This is a genomic window from Roseibium sp., assembly GCF_965233565.1.
Lineage (GTDB): Bacteria > Pseudomonadota > Alphaproteobacteria > Rhizobiales > Stappiaceae > Roseibium.
Map to the genome: position 1 here is coordinate 4,809,634 of NZ_OZ247494.1, position 18,954 is coordinate 4,828,587.

Consider the following 18,954-nt stretch of genomic DNA (forward strand, 5'->3'; position numbering starts at 1 on the left):
GCGCCGGGCCACGTATAAGCGCGATCAATACGTCAGTCCCTATCTCAAAGCTTAGCGGAGGAGCCCCATGAGCGCGACCTATGACCTGATCCTGAAAGGCGGAACGGTGGTCAATCAGGACGGGGAGGGGCAGCGCGACGTTGCCATCCGCGACGGGCGCATTGCAGGGCTTGGCTTCTTTGATGCGTCTCAGGCCGGCGACGTGATCGACTGCAAGGGGCTGCATGTTCTGCCGGGGGTCATGGATACGCAGGTGCATTTCCGCGAACCGGGTCTTGAGCACAAGGAAGATCTGGAATCGGGATCGCGTGCAGCCGTGATGGGCGGTGTCACCTCCGTTTTCGAAATGCCGAACACCAATCCGCTGACAACGTCGGAAGCGGCCCTGGCCGACAAGGTCAAACGCGGTCATCATCGCATGCATTGCGATTTTGCCTTCTGGGTCGGTGGCACGCGCGAGAACGTCAAGGACATCCCGGAGCTGGAACGCCTCCCGGCCGCCGCCGGCATCAAGGTGTTCATGGGCTCCTCCACCGGTGACCTTCTTGTCGAAGACGACCAGGGCGTCCGGGATATTCTCTCCGCCACCCGCCGCCGCGCGGCGTTTCATTCCGAAGATGAATTCCGTCTGCGTGATCGGCAGGGCGAGCGTGTCGAGGGCGATCCGAGTTCGCACCCGATCTGGCGCGACGAGATCGCAGCGCTTCAATGCACCCAGCGTCTTGTCAGCATCGCCCGGGAGACTGGGGCCAAGATCCATATCCTGCATCTGTCCACCGCCGAGGAAGTCGACTACCTCATCGATCACAAGGATGTTGCCTCGATCGAGGTAACCCCGCATCACCTGACGCTGACCGACGAGGCCTATCAGCGGCTTGGCACGCTCGTGCAGATGAACCCGCCGGTGCGTGCGCCGCGGCACTCTGAACGCCTGTGGTGGGGCCTGAGCCAGGGCATCCTTGACATTTTCGGCTCCGACCACGCACCGCATCTTCTGGAAGAGAAGCAGAAACCCTATCCGGCTTCGCCCTCCGGTATGACCGGCGTGCAGACCCTGGTCCCGATCATGCTGGATCACGTCAACGCAGGCCGTCTGAGCCTGGCCCGGTTCGTGGACATGACCAGTGCCGGTCCGGCCCGTCTGTTCTGGACCGCCCGCAAGGGACGGATTGCCGTTGGATATGATGCCGACTTCACCATCGTGGATCTCAAGCGCAAGGAGACCATCCGCAACGAGTGGATCGCCTCCAAATGTGGCTGGACGCCCTATGACGGCAAGGAAGTCACGGGCTGGCCGGTCGGCACCATGGTCCGTGGCCAGCGGGTGATGTGGGACGGTGAACTGACGACACCTTCCCGCGGCGAGGCCGTCCTGTTTCAGGACGGTATGAAGCGCTGACGGCTTCACGGAGCTCAACCCCACCGTACAATTTGTGATGTGAATAACAGCCAAAAGCTGGCTAGTGTGCGATGACGCAGGGGAAAGGGTGAAGGAAACCAATGGGTAACCGTGTTTCCTAACCCGATCTACACAGGTCTTCGTTAGAGTTTGAGTAGAGCTTTATGGGTTTTGCGTTGGGGAGCTCAGGGATGTTGTCAGGAATGAATTTGCGCCGGAGCACACCTGCGCGCGCTTTGGCCGGACTGGTCGGCGCAGCGATCTTGTCGGTTGCCGCGGCTTCTGTTGCCACTGCGCGGGACACCGCTCCGGAAACTGCCGAAAATCCGGCAAATGAAGCGCCGCTGCACATGCTGGTGTCGCTCGATGAACAGCAGATCCAGGTCTATCGCGGCACGGATCTGATCGAAACTTCGCCGATTTCCTCCGGTAAACGCGGTCACAGTACCCCGACCGGGGTCTTCTCCATTCTGGAAAAACGGCGCAAGCATTTTTCCAACCTTTACGACAATGCACCAATGCCGTTCATGCAGCGCCTGACCTGGTCCGGTATTGCGCTGCATGTGGGCAAGCTTCCGGGATACCCGGCGTCTCACGGCTGCATTCGCATGCCGCGCCCCTTCGCCAAGTCGCTCTACAGCATGACCGAACGCGGCATGCATGTGGTGGTGACCAGGGGCCAGGCGCAGCCGGTTTCCGTCCGTCACGATATCCTGCCGCAACCCTTTGTGCCGGAAACGACGCTTGCAAGCCTTTCCAGCGAGACAATTGCCGCAGATCCGGCCTTGCGGGGTGCGATCCAGGAAACACCGCTGCAGGCCAGCCTGCCGGTTGCTCAACCGGACAATCCGCATTTCGACCGTCCGCTGCGCATGATCATCACACCGCAGAAAGCGCCGAACAAGATCATGGTGCTGCAGCGCCTTTTGAACCAGATGGGTTACAAGGCGGGTCCGGTTGACGGTGTTGCCGGCCGCAAGACGCGTGCCGCCATCAGCCTCTATCAGGAAGGCGCCGACTTGCCGGTCACGGGCAATATCACCAAGGGTCTCGAAGCGCGCATCTATGCCGATGCCGGCTACGAGAAGCCTCAAAATGCAATCTTGCGCATTCGCCGCAAGTTCCGGGATGTCTATTCCGCGCCGGTCACGGTCAGGAACATCGAGCGTGAGATCGGTACGCATGTCTTCACGGCACTGGAGTTTGAACAAGGCGACAAATCCGTCGAGTGGATTGCCGTCTCGGCCGAAGGCGAGCGCGGCGGCTCTTCCTTGGACATCCTGGACCGGATCGACATGCCGGAGAAGGTTGTTCTTGAAGTTTCAAAAATGCTGACACCGGGCACGTCGCTGACGATCACCGACCGCAGTTTCAAGCGCAACACAGGGCTTGGCACCGACTTCGTGGTGATCACGCGCTGATCGTCGGCTGGACCGGATATCGAGCTGGTCTGGAAAAGCCCCGGAGAGATCCGGGGCTTTTGTTTTCCGGCTCAAGGTCCGGTTTATTATCCGGATAAACGGGCGTTTCTGCCAGATCGTCACCAAACTGTCGTCTCTCTCACGTATCGGAAGGCCACCAATCGCGCAGGTGACTCGGGAGAAAGACATGGCGCAGAGCACGCTCACGGCTTCAAAGAAGCGGCTGAAGAACGCAGTACACCGTTCCGAGGCCTCATCCCGCGAAGGGATCCTGGAGCGCCTGTTCACCTTTGCCTTCAAGGGGCTGGTCTATCCGCAGATCTGGGAAGATCCGGATGTCGATATGAAAGCCCTGCGACTGACACCGGACAGCCGGATGATCACAATCGCCTCTGGCGGCTGCAACGTGATGTCCTATCTGACGGCCAATCCGGCGGAGATCACCGCGGTCGATCTCAACCGGGCCCATGTCGCGCTCGGCCGGTTGAAATTGGCGGCAGCCAAACATTTCCCGAACTACGAGACGTTTTACCGGTTCTTCGGCGAAGCGGACGAAAAGGCGAATGTGGCGGCTTATCAGCGGTTTTTGAAGGACACGCTCGATCCGGAAACGATCGCCTACTGGGAAGGCCGCGATCTGGCGAACTGGGGCCGCAAGCGCATCACCCTGTTCTCGCGTGACCTCTATCACCATGGGCTCCTGGGTTACTGCATCGGTATGGGCCATTTGGTGGCAAAGCTCTACGGCATCGATCCCAAGCACATGGTCCGGACCAAGTCGCTCGAAGAGCAACGGTCCTTTTTCGACAAGTCCCTGGCGCCGCTGTTCGACAAACGCCTGGTGCGCTGGGCGACGTCCAAGAAGATGTCGCTCTACGGTCTTGGCATTCCACCGGCGCAATATGACGCGCTGGTTTCCGCCAATGCGGAGGGGGACATGTCTGCCGTGCTCAAGGACCGCCTTGAAAAGCTGGCTTGCGACTTCTCCATGCAGGACAACTATTTTGCCTGGCAGGCCTTTGGCCGCGGCTATGCGCCGACCTCAGTGGAATCCACCGGCGAATCCGGCCCGTTGCCACCCTATCTGAAACGCGCGCATTACGAGGAAATCCGCCAGCGGGCAGGCCGCGTACGCGTGCTCAACCGGAACTTTACCGAGCACCTGCAGTCTGTCGCCGACAATACGCTCGACGCCTATGTGCTGCTGGACGCCCAGGACTGGATGACCGATCACCAGCTCAATGCGCTCTGGAGCGAGATCACAAGAACGGCGCGCCCCGGTGCGCGGGTGATCTTCCGCACAGCAGCCGAGCCGACCCTGCTGCCCGGCCGTGTTGCAGACGAGATCCTGAACCGCTGGACTTATGAAGAGGCGGAGAGCCTTGAGCTTGGCCGTCAGGACCGGTCCTCGATCTATGGTGGCTTCCACCTCTACGTCTATAACGGCTGACGGATCAGCAACGGCATCGGGCGGACAAGACAATGAGCGAAGCTGTCGAAACAGCCCGGCTGATGGACGCCGTCTATCGCCACCAGCGCCATTTCTACGACCTGACCCGCAAATACTATCTGCTCGGTCGGGACCTTCTGATCGACGAGTTGAAGCCGCCACAAGGTGGCAACGTGCTGGAACTCGGTTGCGGCACCGGCCGCAACCTGATTGCAGCCGCCAGACGTTATCCCGGTGCCCGCTTCTATGGTCTCGATATTTCCCGGCATATGCTGGAGACAGCGGAAAAGAACATCTCCAAGGCAGGCCTGAGTGACCGGATCACCCTGATCGAGGGGGATGCCGCCAATCCGGCCGCAACCGAAGGCCTTGATGTCCCGGGTTTCGACAGGGTGATGTATTCCTACACCTTGTCCATGATCCCGATCTGGCGGGAGGCCCTGGCCGCAGGGACGGCCCGGCTTAAGGAGGGTGGCCGCATTCATGTGGTCGATTTCGGCCAGCAGGAGCGATTGCCCGGCTGGTTCCGAAAACTGCTCTTCAGGTGGCTGACGTCCTTCCACGTGACGCCGCGCGCCGACCTGGAAGCAGAATTGCGAGGCCTGGCCGCAAAGACCGGTGCGCGTCTGGATTTTCGCCTGCTCTATCGCGGATATGCAGACTACGCGGTCATGACCAGAGGCTGAGTTCGTCCCGGACGCTCAAGGCCTGAACTCCGGCCGCGCTCAAGGGCAGACCTAATCCTTTGCCTGCTCCCTGTCGTAGGCGAGGCGGGCGGTTTTGACCTGTTCCATCTGCTCATGTGACCAGAACACGAGCGGCTTCAGCATCTCCAGCAGGCTCCGGCCGAGCGGCGTCAGTTCATAGGAAACCGCGACGGGAGGCCCGGGGTCCACGCTCCGGGTCAGATAGCCGTCACGCTGAAGACCGCGCAGGTTTTCCGTCAGGACACGTTGTGTCACGTCACCGATACAGCGCTTGATCGCTCCGAACCGCATTGGCCCGTCTTCCAGCGCCAACACAATGATCATCCGCCATTTGCCGGTCACATTCGACAGCACCGAGCGGATCGGGCAGGTCGAGGCTTCGGCTTTGCTTTCAACGCCAATCGGGAGCATGGGCAATCTCAGTACAAAATGGATACCAACATCTCCTACCATACTTAATTCATGAACCGCAATGGCAGGAATTATGGCAGGTATCCCGGAGCATACCATGTGTTTTTACAGTGCGTAATTGCATCTTGGTGCAGATTTGATACTTGATACTGCGATAGCAAATTTGAAGGAAAACACGATGACACCCAAAGAACTCGTTCTTGCCCTGATGACCGCTGCCTTTGTCGATCATGACCCGGAAGCTGCCCGGCCGTATCTGGCGCCGGATTATATCCAGCACAATCCCGCCATCGAGACCGGTGCAGAGGGCCTGTTGAACGCGATCCCGTTCATTGCCCAGTCGGGCATGTCCATGACGACACACCGCGTGATCACCGAGGGTGATTATGTTGTTTTGCACAACTCTTACGAAAACGCCGACGCCTTCGGCGCGCCGGCACTGGTCGCTTTTGATGTCTTCCGCGTTGAAGACGGCGTGGTCGCCGAGCATTGGGACAATCTGCAGCCACGACCGGAAACTACCGTCTCCGGCCGGTCAATGACCGACGGTCCGACTGAAATCTCGGATCTCGACAAGACAGAGGCAAACAAGCAGCTTGTGGTTGGATTTGTGCGTGATGTGCTTGGCGGGGCGGCGCCGGAAAAGGTTGCCGATTACATGGATCCGGCGGTCTACATGCAGCACAATCCGAACATTGCCGATGGTTTGAACGGACTGCTTGCGGCCATCGAGGCCTATGCGTCACAAGGCATGGTGATTACCAAATTCGAACCACAGATAGTTGTCGCGGAAGGCAATTTTGTCTTTGTTGCCTCCGATGCCGTCATGGGGGGAGAACCCTGGGCCTTTTTCGACCTCTGGAGGGTGGCCGACGGCAAGATTGTCGAACACTGGGATGTGGTCTCGCCCATCCCGGCCGAAATGGCACATGACAACGGCAAATTCTGAGTTCTGGTTCGCTCGCCATCGGATGCGCGGATTGTGGTCCGCGCACCATTGGCGACGGGGCAGGGGCTACAGGAAACGACATCCGAAACCGGATGGTTGAACCGGTCAACATTTCCGATTCTGCCGACTCATTTGCTCTGGAACGGTTTGGTCGCCAGCGCTGTCCGTTTCGCCAGGTGATTTTCGGGACCCATAGGGTCCCGCGAAAAAAGCCGCGTCTGCTGCAAGTTTTTTGCTTGACGATGACGAATGATTTGCACATCAATTCGGCCCACGGGAACACCTCCCGGCTGACCACTAGGACGAGACAATGACCACGACTGGGACCACTGCGAACATGATCGGCGCTGCAAGCGCATCGATCGCGCACGTCCATTCGTATCTGCTCTCGCAACTGCATCTGCTGCTGCCAGCAGGCGGTCGACGGGTCATGCCGGTTCGAGGAGTTACCAGAGCACTCTGACACTCCCAAGATCCCGAGCAACGAAAGACCCCCGTCGACCGCACGTCACGGGGGTCTTTCGTTTTCAAGCTCAGAACCGGGTCCGCCCGGGGCCCGGCGGGATCGGGAGTTCCTTGACATCACAGACTTTTTCGGATCCGGCCGCCACAGCGGATCCGTCTACCTTAGGGCGGGCACCAGGCGCCGGAGAGCCCAACTGACTGTAAATCAGCCGTTTTTAACTGTGGGGGTTCTGGAGCACATCCTTTGAATGTCGGGCCATTTGATGCCGGAAAGCAGCTCACTCGGCCAGGCGCGTCGCGAAGAGCGATGCGGTGCATCGTTCGAGCGGCGCAACACAGCCGATGGGCTGCTTTCAGGCACCCGGAGGGCCGGGCTCTATTGCCCGCTGACTGCGTTGACTTGCGTTTGTGATGATGGACATCACTGCCCGCAAGCCGCCTTGTCAGCAGTCAATAGCGCTTCGGTCAAATAACCCGACATTCAAGGGATGTGTTCCGATCCCTCCCCGCCCACCAATCTTTTTTCAAATCCCATCGCCGGCGTGACGGGAACTGGAATACCTGGCTGCCTCAGATGCAGTCGTTTGGGAGTTCGACTCTCCCCGCCGGCACCAGCATCCGCATCAGGCGGATACGTGGCACCCGGAGGTCCCTTGCGCGGTCCGTGCAAGGGGCTTCCGGGGCCAAATGAAATCTTCAGGGAGTAGCTCAGTTCGGTCAGAGTGCTCGCCTCGGACGCGAGAGGCCGCGGGTTCAAATCCCGCCTCCCTGACCAGTTTGCGGCTGTGGCGGAATGGCAGACGCGCCGGTTTGAGAGACCGGTGAGGGAGCACCTCATGTGGGTTCGACCCCCACCAGCCGCACCACCTGTTGCTTGCTCAATCGCTCCTCGAGTGGCTTGAGCGAGCACGTCGCCCGTTTCCTCGTGGCCTGGAGCGTTCGGGCAAGTGGGACGAACGCCAATTCGTCACCGAAACCCTTTGGGTGAGCAGCCTATTGGTTACCACCCATCTGAAATCTGGGATAGCTCAGTTGGTCAGAGCGCCGGTCTGTGGAACCGGAGGCGAAGGTTCGATCCCTTCTCCCAGGACCAGTTCAAGAACATGCGGCCGTGGCGAAATGGCAGACGCACCGGATTTAGGATCCGGCGAGGGCAACCCTCAATGGGAGTTCGAGTCTCCCCGGCCGCACCATTCGTGTTTGCACTATCACGCTTCGCCCTGCATGAGCGTGGTTCTGGTTCGCCCCGCTCACCCGCATCATTTTCGGCGCTCCCCGGCTTCGGCCGACAGGAACGCGGACCAACGCGTTCCTGCCCCGGTGTCCCGTGCCACTGGGGTTCGGTAGCCTCTTCCGAAGGAGCGCCCCCTCCAAAGTGGCCACCAGGGAAACCTGTCATGTCATCGAGCTGATGCCGAAGAGATTGCCTTCCGTGTCCTGGCAGAGGCTCACCCAGCCATATTCGCCGATCGAGAATTTCGGCCGGATCACCTGACCGCCGGCCCCTGCGACACGGGCTTCTTCAATCGCGCAGTCTTCGGCGTTGAAATAGACAATGGTTCCACCAGCGCCAGGCCCGGCATGCGGCGACTTGGTGAGGGCGCCGCCCGCGCCATAGGCGCTCATCTCCGCCGGAAAACTCATCATCCGGGTTTCGCCTGTCGGATCACCGATCGGCTCCAGCTTGCGCGCCAGCACGGTTTCGTAAAACGAGACCGCCCGATCGAGATCCTCAACAAAGATGTCAAACCATCCGATTGCGTTCATTGCAGACATCATCAACTCCTGTCTTGTCGATCCTGTCTGCCTGCTTAAGGGCGCGCGCCTCGCCTGTATTGTAGATTTCAGACATCGAACTTTTTGGCATATTTCGCCGGTGTGTACCCGGTCGCCTTTCGGAACGAATGAATGAAATGGGACTGGTCGGCATAGGAGAGGGACGGTTCTCCCCTGAGCGACTGCTGCAATCGCAGCACTTTCAGAAAGTCGTGCGGGGCAAAGCCGGTCGTCTTTTTCAAGGTCCGTTGCAACTGCCTTGGGGATACGCCGGACACTGCGGCCATGTCGGCGACCGAATGGATGTCGTCGAGATGGCGGAAGATCCTTTCGGTGACGGGGTTGGCTAGGACCAGGCCGCCTTCTGCAAGGCTTTCGACAAATCGCACCAAATGCTGGAGATTGTCCGGTAGTTCTTCGGCGACGAGCGCCCGATTGAGCGCGACGAGTGGCAGCTTGCCGGCATAGGCGCTGTCGATCATCCCGTAGCCGGTCTCATCGGGAGACCCCTGCCAGACGCCGGGCAGCAAACGGATGTTGATATAATGAAAACTGCGCCCGAGGCTGAGTTCCTCGGAAGATGCCCGCAGCCTTGTGATCCCGGCGACATCACGGCGTGACTGGTCCAGAACGATGTAGACACAGGCATCGGGCAGGGCGTGAAACCGGTAATCCTCCTCAAGCGGTTCCAGGGTTTTCAACTCGAGAAAGCGGTGAACAATGCTGCGCAGGTGCTTCGGCGGCTCCAGTTCGGTAAACCGGACCGACTGGACAGCCCTGTCTTTGCCATTGCCTTTGGGGTCGTACATCTGGTTGCACTCGAAACTGGGTGCCGACGAATATGGCAGTCTAATGCCGATTACAAAAAAGGAAAACGAGATCAATGAAATGGACCATTCAACCACATGTTGGCTGTGGCGCACTGTCCTTCGGAATGAAGGCGGAAGACGTCAGGTTCATTCTGGGTCCGCCGGAAAACGTGCGGCAGAGCGAACGGGTTTGTGTGGAGGAAAGCCGGCATCACGCGCCCTGGAACGAGTGCACCTATTCTCAGAATGGTCTGGTCTCTATAGCGAGTTACCTCGAAGGCCTTGAGAACCTCTCCCTGGACGACAATGAGATGCTGGGCCAACCCATCCTTGAACTTGTCGATTTTCTCGGGCAAAGGAACGGTGGTCTCTTCCAGGCACAAGGCGGCTCGCTCTACTTCGATCGCCTTGGCATGGCGCTTTTGCAGTTTGAAGACAGAAACTCCCGCACGCTCGTTCTGTTTTCATCCGGATTTGATCACCGGGAGCCTCTCAGGCAGGTCTCCATGAGCGAAGTTGCCGAATACTACGAGGACATTATGGAGCAGGACCCGGCAGCAGACCTGTTTGGCGCGTGAGGTTCAAAGCGCCGCCGGATCGGCTGCCAGCTTGGCAAGTGCACGGGCAAGAACGGTCAAATTCTGTTCCAGCTGCAGAAAGCCGTCGACCTTGGAAAGCGTCGCTTCTTCCATATAGAGCTTGCGATTGATCTCGATCTGGATGCTGTGCCGGCCTTCCGTCGGCCGGCCATGCCGGCGCACCAGTTCAAACCCCTTGTAAGGGTCGTTGATGGCGACGGAGTAGCCAAGTTCGCGCAGCGTCTCCACCACACAGTCGGTCAGGGCAGGGGCACAGGTGCTGCCGTCCCGGTCGCCAATGACAAAGTCTGGCCGCGGCACCTCGCCGTCTTCCGTGGTCCTGTCACCCATGCTGGCCATGGAATGACAGTTCACATGCAGAACGTGGCCGTGCGTTTCGTGGAACCGGTCGAGCGTTGATTTCAGCGTGTCGTGATAGGGCGTCCAGCAGGTGTCGATCCGCTTGCGGATTTCCCCGGCTGTCAACTTGCGATCATAGACCGGACCAAAAGCCTTCATGTCCTTCCAGATCAGGCCGACACCACGTTGCAATGTCTTGAATGTGGGATTGACGGGACCGTCCCAGGTCCCATCGATCATCGAGACGTCGATGTCATCGCTGTTCCGGTTCGGATCGACATAACAGCGTGGAAAGAGCGCGTGAATGAGGGTTGCACCTTCCGCGACCGCAGGCGCAAACAGCTCCTCGACATGGGCGTCCTCCGACCGGCGCAGGGTCATGCGGTCGATCGCATGGTTGAAGTCTGCGGGATAGATCGAACCTGAATGAGGACTGTCGAAGACGAGCGGGACGGGATCTGTGACGGGCGTGACCGTGCGGACTGCGGGGATCATATGTCTTTCCAATAGTGGCAGGCGACCGAATGGTCCCCACCGAATGTTTCAAGAAGCGGCTGGTCGCGGCGGCAGAGATCCTGGGCATGCGGGCAGCGGGGATTGAAGAAACACCCGTCAGGCGGGTTCAAGGGCGAGGGGATTTCTCCTTCAATCGGGGCAAAATCGCGCTTGCGCTGATCCAGTCGCGGCGCCTCGGCCAGAAGCGCCTTGGTGTAGGGATGTCGGGGCGCGCTGAAAATCTCTTCGGTCGAAGCGCTTTCCACGATCCGGCCCAGATACATGATCGCCACCCGGTCGGCGATATGTTCGACGACGCTGAGATCGTGACTGATGAACAGATAGGTCAGGCCGAATTCTTCTCTGAGGTCCATGAAGAGATTGATCACCTGCGCCTGGATCGACACGTCAAGCGCTGCGATCGCCTCGTCGCAGACGAGAAAGCGCGGCTTTACCGCCAGCGCCCGGGCAATGCCGATACGCTGGCGCTGACCGCCTGAAAACTGGTGCGCATAGCGCCGCTTCAGCGACGGGTCGAGACCGACCTTCTTCATGATGTCGTCGACATAGTCCGAGGCTTCGGACCTGGAGACGATGCCATGCACCCTTGGCGCTTCCCCGATGATATCCTCGACCCGCATGCGCGGATTGAGACTGGCAAACGGGTCCTGGAAGATCATCTGGATGGCAAGTGTTGCCGCCCGCTTGTCGGTGGAGGACATCGCCGCCACGTCATTGCCCTGATAAAGCAGCTGCCCGCTGCTGGGGGCGTGAATGCCGGCGACAACACGGCCGAGAGTGGACTTTCCGCAGCCCGATTCCCCAACCAGGCCGAGCACTTCGCCCTCGCGGATCTCCAGGTTGATCTCGTCAACGGCATGAACGATTTCCTCACGGATACCGGCCCCAAGTTTCTGGGCAATCCTGCCGGCCACGTCGAGCCGTTTTGCGAAGCGTTTGGAGACGTCGCGGATCTCAACAAGGGGAGCCGTCATTGGGCAGCAACCTGAGCCTGGGGGTGATAGCAGCGAAGAGCACGGCCCGCGACCTGTTCGACCTGAGGTGGGACCTTGCAGGCCTCACTGGCGAAACCGCAGCGGGGGGCAAAGGCGCAGCCTTGCGGCAACGCCAGCATGTTCGGCGTCATGCCTTCGATCTGGAACAGGCGCTCGCCGCGTTTGTTGGCCGTGGGCACGGAGCCCAGCAGGCCGACCGTATAGGGGTGAAGCGGATGATCGATGACGTCGTCGGTCGGTCCCTGTTCAACGATCCGGCCGGCATACATCACCGAAATCCGGTCGGCGAGGCCCGCGACAACGGCAAGATCATGGGTGATCCAGATCATCGCCGTACCGGTCTGCCGTGTCAGCTTCTGAGCCTCGTGAATGATCTGCGCCTGGATCGTGACATCGAGTGCCGTCGTCGGTTCGTCGGCAATGATCAGGTCCGGCTTGTTCAGGAAGGCGATGGCAATCGACACCCGTTGGCGCATGCCGCCGGAAAGCTGGTGCGGATAGGCCCTGAGCCGTTCTTCGGGGGAGGGAATACCGACCAGACCCAGGGCGTCGCGGCACCGTTCCCAGGCTTCCTTTCTGGAGACTTTCTCATGAGCCAGGATCGCTTCCATCATCTGCGAGTCGATCCGCAGAACCGGGTTCAGCGTCATCATCGGATCCTGGAAGATCATCGAGATCTTGTTGCCCCGAATGGATTTCAGACGTTCCTCCGGCGCATTGGCAATGTCATCGCCATTGAAGCGAATGGCACCCTCGATGATCCGCCCGGGCGGATCGATGAGACCGAGAATGGAAAACCCCGTGATGGATTTGCCCGATCCGGATTCGCCGACCAGCCCCATGACCTCGCCCTTGTTGACGGTGAAGTCGACGCCGTCGACGGCCTTGACGACACCGGCATGGGTGAAGAAATGCGTCTTCAACCCGCTGACTTCGAGGACGGCGGTCATTTCTTCAGCCTCGGATTGAGCACATCGCGCAGCTGATCACCGACAAGGTTGATCGAGGCCACCGTCAAAAGCAGAGCGATGCCGGGAAAGACGGAGATCCAGTAACGACCGGACAGCATGTATTCAAACCCGTTGGCGATCAGCACGCCGAGAGAGGGTTCTGTCTGTGGCAGACCGACCCCGAGGAAGGACAGCGTCGCCTCCAGGGAAACGGCATGTGCGGTCTGCACGGTGCCCACCACGATCAGCGGGGCCAGGCAATTCGGCAGGATGTGCCGGAAGACGACACGCACTTTCGAGAGGCCGAGGCATTGCGCCGCCTCGACATATTCCTTGCCGCGTTCCACCAGGGCGGTCGCACGCACCGTGCGGGCGTAATAGGCCCATTGCGCGACGACGAGTGCGAGGATGATCTTGTCGACCCCCTTGCCGAGCGCCGCGACCAGCATCAGGGCGACCAGCGACGCCGGAAAGGACAGTTGCAGATCGACCACCCGCATGATGATCGCTTCGGTCCTGCCGCCGGCATAGGCGGCGATCAGGCCGACGGCCATGCCGATGAAGAGTGCAATGACGCCGGAGGCGAGGCCGACGGATATGGAAATCCGGAGCCCGTAGAGAATGGCCGAATAGAGATCCCTGCCGGCCCCGTCCGATCCGAGCCACATGGTGTAACCGGCAAAGGCCTCGGAGCCGGGTGGAAGGCGCCCGTCAAGCACATCCACCTGTGCCAGGTCATAAGGGTTCTGGGGTGTAATCCAGGGAGCCAGGATCGCCAGCAGAACAATGATGACAAGCACAACAAAGGCGGTGGCGGCAATGCGGCTTTCGAAAAACTCGGCGCGAAACCGCTGGAACGGAGTTTCCACTTTTGCCGGGGCCGGAGCGGCCGTTTCAAGCGTAGCGTCGGTCATGCGCCCTGGTCCTGTAGGCGGACCCGCGGGTCCAGGATGGAATAGAGAATGTCGACGACCAGATTGATCACGACAAAGAACAGAACCATGATCATCAGGTAGGCAACGACCACGGGGCGGTCGAGCTGCAGGATGGCGTCGATCAGGAGCTTGCCCATGCCGGGCCAGGCAAAGATCGTTTCCGTGACGACCGAGAAGCCGATCAGGCTGCCGAATTCCAGACCCATCACCGTGACCACCGGGATCATGATGTTTTTCATCACGTGAACGAAAATGATGCGCCGGGTCGAGATGCCCTTGGCACGGGCGTATTTGACATAGTCCTGCCCCATGGCTTCACGGACACCGGCCCGCGTCAGGCGGATTGCGAGCGAAATCTTCAACAGCGCCAGGTTCAGGGCAGGCAGGAAGATATGTCTGATCCCGTCCCAGGTCGCCAGGCTTGTCTCTATCCCGAAAATCGTTGCGGTGTCGCCGCGCCCTGTGGAGGGCAGCCAGCCGAGTTCGACCGCGAAGAGCAGGATCAGCATCAGCCCGACCCAGAAGGTCGGCAGGGAAAAGCCGAGGATGGATCCGGCCATGATGCCCTTGGAAACCGGATTGTCAGGATAAAGACCGGAAAAGAGGCCGAGCGGAATGCCGATGGCGATTGCCAGGAACAGTGCGCTGAAGGCGAGCTCCAGCGTTGCCGGCATGTGGTGGAGGATCAGTTTCAGGGCGGGTTCGCCGAAGATGAACGAGTCGCCGAGATTGCCCTGCGCTGCACCTTTCAGAAACAGGAGATATTGTTCCCAGATCGGCCGGTCGAGCCCAAGGCGGCGGATGGCGGCCTCAATGTCCGCCTGATCCGCGTCGGGGCTGACGAGCATGTAGACGGGATCGCCGACAATGTTCACGCCGAAGAAAACAATCACCGACATGAGAAAGACGACAAAGAACGCCTGCATCAGCCGGCGGATGACGAAAACGGACATCAAAAATACTCAGGCTGCAGGAAGGACCGGGCCGCTGAGGTTCAGCGACCCGGAGGATTTTGGTCAGTCCTTCACAACACCCATGGCAAGGGTGTACTCGTCGGTCCGCGGAATGTAGGAGAGCCCCTTCTTGGCCGCCCAGGTGTTGACCTGGAAGTGTGTCGGAATGATCGCGACATTCTCGATTGCCATTTCCGTGGCTTTTGCGAGCAGGTCCTGACGCTTCTCGTCATCCACCGTCCGGAGCGCTTCCTCGATCATGGCGTCAATCTCAGCATTGGAATGCCGGCCACGGTTCGAGGAGCCGAACCCCTTGTCCTTGTCGAACGTATGGATCAGGGACTTCAGCGGTGAGGAGGCCTCGCCAGATCCGGCGCCCCAACCCACGAGGATGAAGCTGAATTCCGGCTGACCGTCGGCACCACCGCGCGAGGCACGGCCGAAATAGACTGAGCGCGGCATGGTTTCCACGGCTGTCTTGATGCCGACGCGGGTCAGCATCTGGCCGATGGCTTCGGCGATCTTGGCATCATTGATATAGCGATCGTTCGGGCCATGGATCGTCAGCTGGAACCCGTCCGGATAACCAGCCTCTGCCAGGAGGGCCTTGGCCCCTTCCGGATCATACTCCACAGGCTGCAGCTTGTCTGAAACCCCGAAGAAGCCTTCGGGCAGCAGCTGGCCGGCCGGTAGGGCCACACCTTCCATCACCCGGTCGACAATGGCGTCGCGGCTGATCGCCTTGGAGATAGCAGTGCGAACCTTCTGATCCATCAGCGGGTTCTTGATGTCGCTGCCGTCATTGCCTTTCACAAAGGGCGAGTTCTCGCGGAACTGGTCCATATGCAAATAGATGACCCGGTTCGAAACACCCTGGCTAAGCTGGATGTTGTCCTTGGATTTCAAGGTCTCGATGTCGGTCGTCGGCACACCCGCAATCATGTCGACATCACCGGCCAGAAGGGCGGCGACGCGGCTCGGCCCGGATTTGATCGGCCGGAACTCGACTTCGCTCCAGACCGGAGCATCGCCCCAATAGTCGTCGTTGCGAACCAGCGTGATGCTTTCACCCGGCTTGTAGTTGGAGAACTTGAACGGCCCGGTGCCAACCGCGGCGGTGCCGGCGTTGAAGTCTTCCGTTGCCGCACCGCAGCCGGCGCTGTCGGAAATCACCGGAATGGTCGATATGTCATTGGCCATCAGCGGATAGGGGGCCTCGGTGATGGCATGGACCGTATAGTCGTCGATCTTCTTGAAGGTCTTGCCCTTCAGATAGGTGCCGCAGCCAGACGGAGAATTCGGCACATCCGGTGCACGTTCCATTGTGCAGATGACGTCATCTGCATTGAATTCGCTGCCGTCGTGGAACTTCACGCCCTCGCGCAGCTTGAATTCCCAGGTCAGGTCGTCGATCGGCTCCCAGGAAACGGCGAGGCCCGGCGACAGGCGTTGCTTTTCGTCCTGGGCAATCAGCCGGTCGAACAGATGGACCGACATGGCATTGTTGGGACCAAGATTGTGGAAATGCGGATCCATCGATGTCGGCTCGGAAGCCAGGCCGATGGTGAGTTTTTCTGCGGAGGCGGCACTGGTCATCAGCGCAAACGCGCTGACCGTGACCGCCGCAGCGGCTGCAAGTTTTCTCATGACAATGTAACTCCCTCGGAAGGCGCGGTGTCCTTTTTCGGACTTTTTGCCGCACGCTGAAAAGGATGTTAGCTTGCAGAAAATACATTGCCAATAGAGAAGTTGATGCATTTTTGCATAGGATAATTCAGACCTCAAATCCGTCTTCCGCACAACAGGAACATCAAACGACATGGCAGAACACCGGCACCGACTGAGGGAAATGGAAGCGTTGCGTGCCCTGGTGACAACAGGAACCACCATTGGCGCAGCACGCCGCCTTGGCGTGTCGCAATCTTCCGTCAGCCGGGCGCTGTCCTCGCTGGAGCAACGCGTCGGCCGCAATCTCTTTTTACGGGATTCCGGCCGGATCGAACCGACGGCGGCGGCCCTGCGATTGAATGACCAGCTGGATCCGTTGTTCGAAACACTGGCCCTGATTGAAGGTGCCGAATGGGCGGAGGCGGACGAGGAACCTCTTCGGCTGATCGTGCCGCCAACCCTGGCGCATAACTTTGTCATCCGCCGGGTCGCTGCCTTCTTGAAACAGAACCCGGCCAAGAACCTGCAGCTCGACATCCAGGCGACCGATGTGCTGGTGTCCGGCATTCTGGACCTGCGCTACGATCTCGGTCTGACCAGTGCCATGATCCAGCGGTCCGGCGTCACCTTGCTGCCCTGGCGGCGGTCCCATGTTGTCTGTGCCATGCCGAGCGGGCACCCGCTTGAGGAAAAGGAAATCATCACCCCGGCGGATCTGGAAGGGGTGGATCTGATCGAGTTTCTGCGTCGGCTCGGCACACGCGCAATCACCGAACAGCTCTTTGCCCGCTCCGGCGTCCGCCCGCGCACCGTAGCGGAAACTGCGACCAACATGGCGGCGCTGGAACTGGTGCGAGAAGGTCTCGGCGTCACCTTGATCAATCCGTTCCCGGTTCTCTCCGGTGGCATGGCGGACATAACCGTCCGGCCGTTCGACGCTCCCATCACCTATCACACGAGCTTCGTGCTCCCTACCGGCCGACAACCGTCTGAGCTCGCGCGCCAATTCATGGACTACGTGAAGCAGACGACACCGCCCGATGAATATTCGGAGCCTGTCTAACCGTGGCGAGGATCGTTCCATTGCGTATCGGGATCGAGCGGAAAGCTCGGGCGGGGTATGTTCTCGAACGGCCAGCGTTCCAGCACTGGGCTCGTCAGGCCGGCAGTGTCGATCTCGTAGACCCGGTCCGGCGCGAACCACGGAGCAAAGCCGGCTCGGAAATGCCCGCGCGATTTCACGACCACACAGTCGGCGCTGCCGATATCAAGGCCGAACATGTGAAAAAAGACCGGGTCGGATGTCTGCGCGCGGTCGGAAATGACCACCACCCGGATAGCGCCAAGTTCAAGGGCTACCGACGGTCCGAGGTGAAGACGGCGGCCTTTGGTCATGCCACCTTCGCCGACGATATCGCCATCATGAAGCGCAACAACCCTGGCCTCTGCCTCGAAGGGAAGATCCCATCTTTCCCAAACCTCCGGTCCGGAGGAGCGGTTGAATCTGGCCGTGAAAGTCGCGCCTTTGCCCAGGCGGTGCGCTTCGGCCGCAAGCTCCGGGTCAAAGAACGAGCCATAGAGAATGTTGGCAGCGTTGCTGGCGTGGAGCGCGGCGAGCAGTTCCGTGGTGCGTCCGGAACCGCCGCCACCGGGATTGTCGCCCGCGTCGGAAAAGATGACCGGCGCGCGCTTCCGGTTCTCGGCGATTGTCACGGCCTGCTCGACAGATGTCAGGTGGCGGACAAAGCCGTTTCGGTTCGCCCAGGCGCGATCCGCAATGTCGGAAGCAAGGTCCTTGGCGGGAGCCGGATCGTCGCGTGCTGTCACGACGACGGCCAGCCCATTGTCCGGCGTGTCGGAGAAGACGAAATTTCCGAACACGGACACGTTCAGGATGGAACCACCGAGTTCGGCCTGGCGTTGCTGTCCGTAATTGATCAGCTCGCCATAGGGGGCTTCTGCCGTCAGCAGCGTGACGGAAGCCGGAACGATGGGCGGTTTTTCAAGGGTGGCCTGGGGCCGCTGGCCACTTGCAAGACAGCGCCTGAGCGAAAAGGCGGCCTCTTCGCCGCGTTCGATCATGTCGACATGCGGGTTGGTGCGATAGCCGACGATCAGGTCACAGGCAGCGACCATGCGTTCGGAGATATTTGCGTGGAGATCGAGCGTGCACACGATCAGGGGCGTGGCACCGACGGCCTCGCGAACCAGTGCCATCAGCGTGCCGTCCGGGTCGTGGTCGTGTTCGGCGACCATGGCACCGTGATTGCAGATATAGACTGCATCAAATGGCCCGTTCTCGGCGAGTTGGCGCTGTATCGCGCCAGTGATCGTCTCGAAGACCTCGCGCCTGACAGGCCCAGCCGGGTGGCTTGCAGCCAGAGTGCAGGGAACCGGGTGCCAGGGGCCGGTCGCATCCATGGCGCGCACGAAGGCGGCAAATTCAGCCGCAAGGGTCGGTGTCTGAGCGCGCGCTTCCTGAAGAAGGGCATCTCCTTCCAGCCAGGTCAGCGAGCGAAAGTCGTCCTCGGTGGCCGGGCGGGCGAAGCGGTTCGATTCCAGGATCATGCCCAGCAACGCAACCTTCGGGGTTTTCACCAGTTTCCCTCCCA

General features: G+C 60.0%; 17 protein-coding genes and 5 tRNA genes. 12 read left to right on the forward strand and 10 right to left on the reverse strand.

The annotated features are described in order from the left end of the window. The first annotated feature begins 67 nt into the window (after positions 1–67). The 4 genes from ACO6TG_RS21965 (at position 68) to ACO6TG_RS21980 (ending at position 4,956) form a co-directional block, all read left to right on the forward strand. Positions 68–1,399, forward strand: a complete 1,332-nt coding sequence (locus ACO6TG_RS21965) for a dihydroorotase (RefSeq protein WP_422375149.1) — start codon at positions 68–70, stop codon at positions 1,397–1,399. Between the two features lie 203 nt (positions 1,400–1,602). Next, on the forward strand, positions 1,603–2,820 hold the full coding sequence (locus ACO6TG_RS21970) for a L,D-transpeptidase (protein WP_422375150.1): 1,218 nt from the start codon (positions 1,603–1,605) through the stop codon (positions 2,818–2,820). Positions 2,821–3,007: 187 nt separating this feature from the next. Further along, positions 3,008–4,270: a DUF3419 family protein gene (locus ACO6TG_RS21975; RefSeq protein ID WP_422375151.1), complete on the forward strand. Its 1,263-nt coding sequence runs from the start codon at positions 3,008–3,010 to the stop codon at positions 4,268–4,270. 32 nt (positions 4,271–4,302) lie between these two features. Beyond that, positions 4,303–4,956: a class I SAM-dependent methyltransferase gene (locus ACO6TG_RS21980; protein ID WP_422375152.1), complete on the forward strand. Its 654-nt coding sequence runs from the start codon at positions 4,303–4,305 to the stop codon at positions 4,954–4,956. A gap of 51 nt (positions 4,957–5,007) precedes the next feature. Here the strand turns inward: ACO6TG_RS21980 and ACO6TG_RS21985 are convergent, their stop codons facing one another. Further along, a complete protein-coding gene (locus ACO6TG_RS21985; protein ID WP_094074211.1) occupies positions 5,008–5,388 on the reverse strand; it encodes a winged helix-turn-helix transcriptional regulator in 381 nt (126 codons plus the stop codon). A 178-nt stretch (positions 5,389–5,566) separates the two neighbouring features. Between ACO6TG_RS21985 and ACO6TG_RS21990 the strand changes: the two genes are divergently transcribed. From ACO6TG_RS21990 to ACO6TG_RS22015, 6 genes are all read left to right on the forward strand, one after another. After that, entirely contained in the window at positions 5,567–6,337 is a 771-nt protein-coding gene (locus ACO6TG_RS21990; RefSeq protein WP_422375153.1) for a nuclear transport factor 2 family protein, read from the forward strand. A 1,001-nt stretch (positions 6,338–7,338) separates the two neighbouring features. Continuing rightward, positions 7,339–7,416, forward strand: a tRNA-Leu gene (locus ACO6TG_RS21995). Between the two features lie 83 nt (positions 7,417–7,499). Further along, positions 7,500–7,577: transfer RNA gene (locus ACO6TG_RS22000), tRNA-Pro, on the forward strand. Positions 7,578–7,581: 4 nt separating this feature from the next. Beyond that, positions 7,582–7,668, forward strand: a tRNA-Leu gene (locus tag ACO6TG_RS22005). A gap of 151 nt (positions 7,669–7,819) precedes the next feature. Then, positions 7,820–7,895, forward strand: a tRNA-His gene (locus ACO6TG_RS22010). A gap of 12 nt (positions 7,896–7,907) precedes the next feature. After that, positions 7,908–7,995, forward strand: a tRNA-Leu gene (locus ACO6TG_RS22015). Between the two features lie 202 nt (positions 7,996–8,197). Here the strand turns inward: ACO6TG_RS22015 and ACO6TG_RS22020 are convergent. Both ACO6TG_RS22020 and ACO6TG_RS22025 read right to left on the reverse strand, forming a co-directional pair. Beyond that, positions 8,198–8,578, reverse strand: a complete 381-nt coding sequence (locus ACO6TG_RS22020) for a VOC family protein (protein ID WP_094075024.1) — start codon at positions 8,576–8,578, stop codon at positions 8,198–8,200. Positions 8,579–8,646: 68 nt separating this feature from the next. After that, the gene (locus ACO6TG_RS22025; RefSeq protein WP_422375154.1) at positions 8,647–9,387 is read right to left on the reverse strand and encodes a helix-turn-helix domain-containing protein; all 741 of its coding nucleotides are present in this window, start codon (positions 9,385–9,387) and stop codon (positions 8,647–8,649) included. Positions 9,388–9,461: 74 nt separating this feature from the next. On the opposite strand from ACO6TG_RS22025, the gene ACO6TG_RS22030 reads away from it, so the two are divergent. Next, a complete protein-coding gene (locus ACO6TG_RS22030) occupies positions 9,462–9,965 on the forward strand; it encodes a hypothetical protein (protein ID WP_422375155.1) in 504 nt (167 codons plus the stop codon). Positions 9,966–9,968: 3 nt separating this feature from the next. On the opposite strand, the gene ACO6TG_RS22035 is transcribed toward ACO6TG_RS22030, so the two are convergent. From ACO6TG_RS22035 to ACO6TG_RS22060, 6 genes are all read right to left on the reverse strand, one after another. Further along, entirely contained in the window at positions 9,969–10,820 is an 852-nt protein-coding gene (locus ACO6TG_RS22035) for an N-formylglutamate amidohydrolase (protein ID WP_422375156.1), read from the reverse strand. After that, complete coding sequence (locus ACO6TG_RS22040) at positions 10,817–11,815, reverse strand: ABC transporter ATP-binding protein (protein WP_422375157.1); 999 nt, start codon at positions 11,813–11,815, stop codon at positions 10,817–10,819. Before ACO6TG_RS22040 ends, ACO6TG_RS22035 begins: the two co-directional genes overlap by 4 nt. Further along, entirely contained in the window at positions 11,812–12,786 is a 975-nt protein-coding gene (locus ACO6TG_RS22045; RefSeq protein ID WP_422375158.1) for an ABC transporter ATP-binding protein, read from the reverse strand. Before ACO6TG_RS22045 ends, ACO6TG_RS22040 begins: the two co-directional genes overlap by 4 nt. Further along, the gene (locus ACO6TG_RS22050; protein WP_422375159.1) at positions 12,783–13,700 is read right to left on the reverse strand and encodes an ABC transporter permease; all 918 of its coding nucleotides are present in this window, start codon (positions 13,698–13,700) and stop codon (positions 12,783–12,785) included. Before ACO6TG_RS22050 ends, ACO6TG_RS22045 begins: the two co-directional genes overlap by 4 nt. Further along, positions 13,697–14,674, reverse strand: a complete 978-nt coding sequence (locus ACO6TG_RS22055) for an ABC transporter permease (RefSeq protein WP_094074218.1) — start codon at positions 14,672–14,674, stop codon at positions 13,697–13,699. The genes ACO6TG_RS22050 and ACO6TG_RS22055 overlap by 4 nt, the downstream gene beginning before the upstream one ends. A 63-nt stretch (positions 14,675–14,737) precedes the next feature. Beyond that, positions 14,738–16,321, reverse strand: coding sequence for an ABC transporter substrate-binding protein (locus tag ACO6TG_RS22060; RefSeq protein WP_422375160.1), 1,584 nt, complete (start codon positions 16,319–16,321; stop codon positions 14,738–14,740). 172 nt (positions 16,322–16,493) lie between these two features. Here ACO6TG_RS22060 and ACO6TG_RS22065 point away from each other — a divergent pair, with 172 nt between their 5' ends. After that, a complete protein-coding gene (locus tag ACO6TG_RS22065) occupies positions 16,494–17,405 on the forward strand; it encodes a LysR family transcriptional regulator (protein ID WP_422375161.1) in 912 nt (303 codons plus the stop codon). On the opposite strand, the gene ACO6TG_RS22070 is transcribed toward ACO6TG_RS22065, so the two are convergent. Continuing rightward, positions 17,402–18,940, reverse strand: coding sequence for a M81 family metallopeptidase (locus tag ACO6TG_RS22070; RefSeq protein WP_422375162.1), 1,539 nt, complete (start codon positions 18,938–18,940; stop codon positions 17,402–17,404). The genes ACO6TG_RS22065 and ACO6TG_RS22070 overlap by 4 nt on opposite strands. Positions 18,941–18,954 lie beyond the last annotated feature (14 nt).

What these genes read in the sequence shown, in the direction of transcription:
- ACO6TG_RS21965 (WP_422375149.1), top strand. Translation starts at nt 68, where the DNA reads ATGAGCGCGACCTATGACCTGATCCTGAAAGGCGGAACGGTGGTCAAT.
- ACO6TG_RS21970 (WP_422375150.1), top strand. Translation starts at nt 1,603, where the DNA reads ATGAATTTGCGCCGGAGCACACCTGCGCGCGCTTTGGCCGGACTGGTC.
- ACO6TG_RS21975 (WP_422375151.1), top strand. Translation starts at nt 3,008, where the DNA reads ATGGCGCAGAGCACGCTCACGGCTTCAAAGAAGCGGCTGAAGAACGCA.
- ACO6TG_RS21980 (WP_422375152.1), top strand. Translation starts at nt 4,303, where the DNA reads ATGAGCGAAGCTGTCGAAACAGCCCGGCTGATGGACGCCGTCTATCGC.
- ACO6TG_RS21985 (WP_094074211.1), bottom strand. Translation starts at nt 5,388, where the DNA reads ATGCTCCCGATTGGCGTTGAAAGCAAAGCCGAAGCCTCGACCTGCCCG.
- ACO6TG_RS21990 (WP_422375153.1), top strand. Translation starts at nt 5,567, where the DNA reads ATGACACCCAAAGAACTCGTTCTTGCCCTGATGACCGCTGCCTTTGTC.
- ACO6TG_RS22020 (WP_094075024.1), bottom strand. Translation starts at nt 8,578, where the DNA reads ATGTCTGCAATGAACGCAATCGGATGGTTTGACATCTTTGTTGAGGAT.
- ACO6TG_RS22025 (WP_422375154.1), bottom strand. Translation starts at nt 9,387, where the DNA reads ATGTACGACCCCAAAGGCAATGGCAAAGACAGGGCTGTCCAGTCGGTC.
- ACO6TG_RS22030 (WP_422375155.1), top strand. Translation starts at nt 9,462, where the DNA reads ATGAAATGGACCATTCAACCACATGTTGGCTGTGGCGCACTGTCCTTC.
- ACO6TG_RS22035 (WP_422375156.1), bottom strand. Translation starts at nt 10,820, where the DNA reads ATGATCCCCGCAGTCCGCACGGTCACGCCCGTCACAGATCCCGTCCCG.
- ACO6TG_RS22040 (WP_422375157.1), bottom strand. Translation starts at nt 11,815, where the DNA reads ATGACGGCTCCCCTTGTTGAGATCCGCGACGTCTCCAAACGCTTCGCA.
- ACO6TG_RS22045 (WP_422375158.1), bottom strand. Translation starts at nt 12,786, where the DNA reads ATGACCGCCGTCCTCGAAGTCAGCGGGTTGAAGACGCATTTCTTCACC.
- ACO6TG_RS22050 (WP_422375159.1), bottom strand. Translation starts at nt 13,700, where the DNA reads ATGACCGACGCTACGCTTGAAACGGCCGCTCCGGCCCCGGCAAAAGTG.
- ACO6TG_RS22055 (WP_094074218.1), bottom strand. Translation starts at nt 14,674, where the DNA reads ATGTCCGTTTTCGTCATCCGCCGGCTGATGCAGGCGTTCTTTGTCGTC.
- ACO6TG_RS22060 (WP_422375160.1), bottom strand. Translation starts at nt 16,321, where the DNA reads ATGAGAAAACTTGCAGCCGCTGCGGCGGTCACGGTCAGCGCGTTTGCG.
- ACO6TG_RS22065 (WP_422375161.1), top strand. Translation starts at nt 16,494, where the DNA reads ATGGCAGAACACCGGCACCGACTGAGGGAAATGGAAGCGTTGCGTGCC.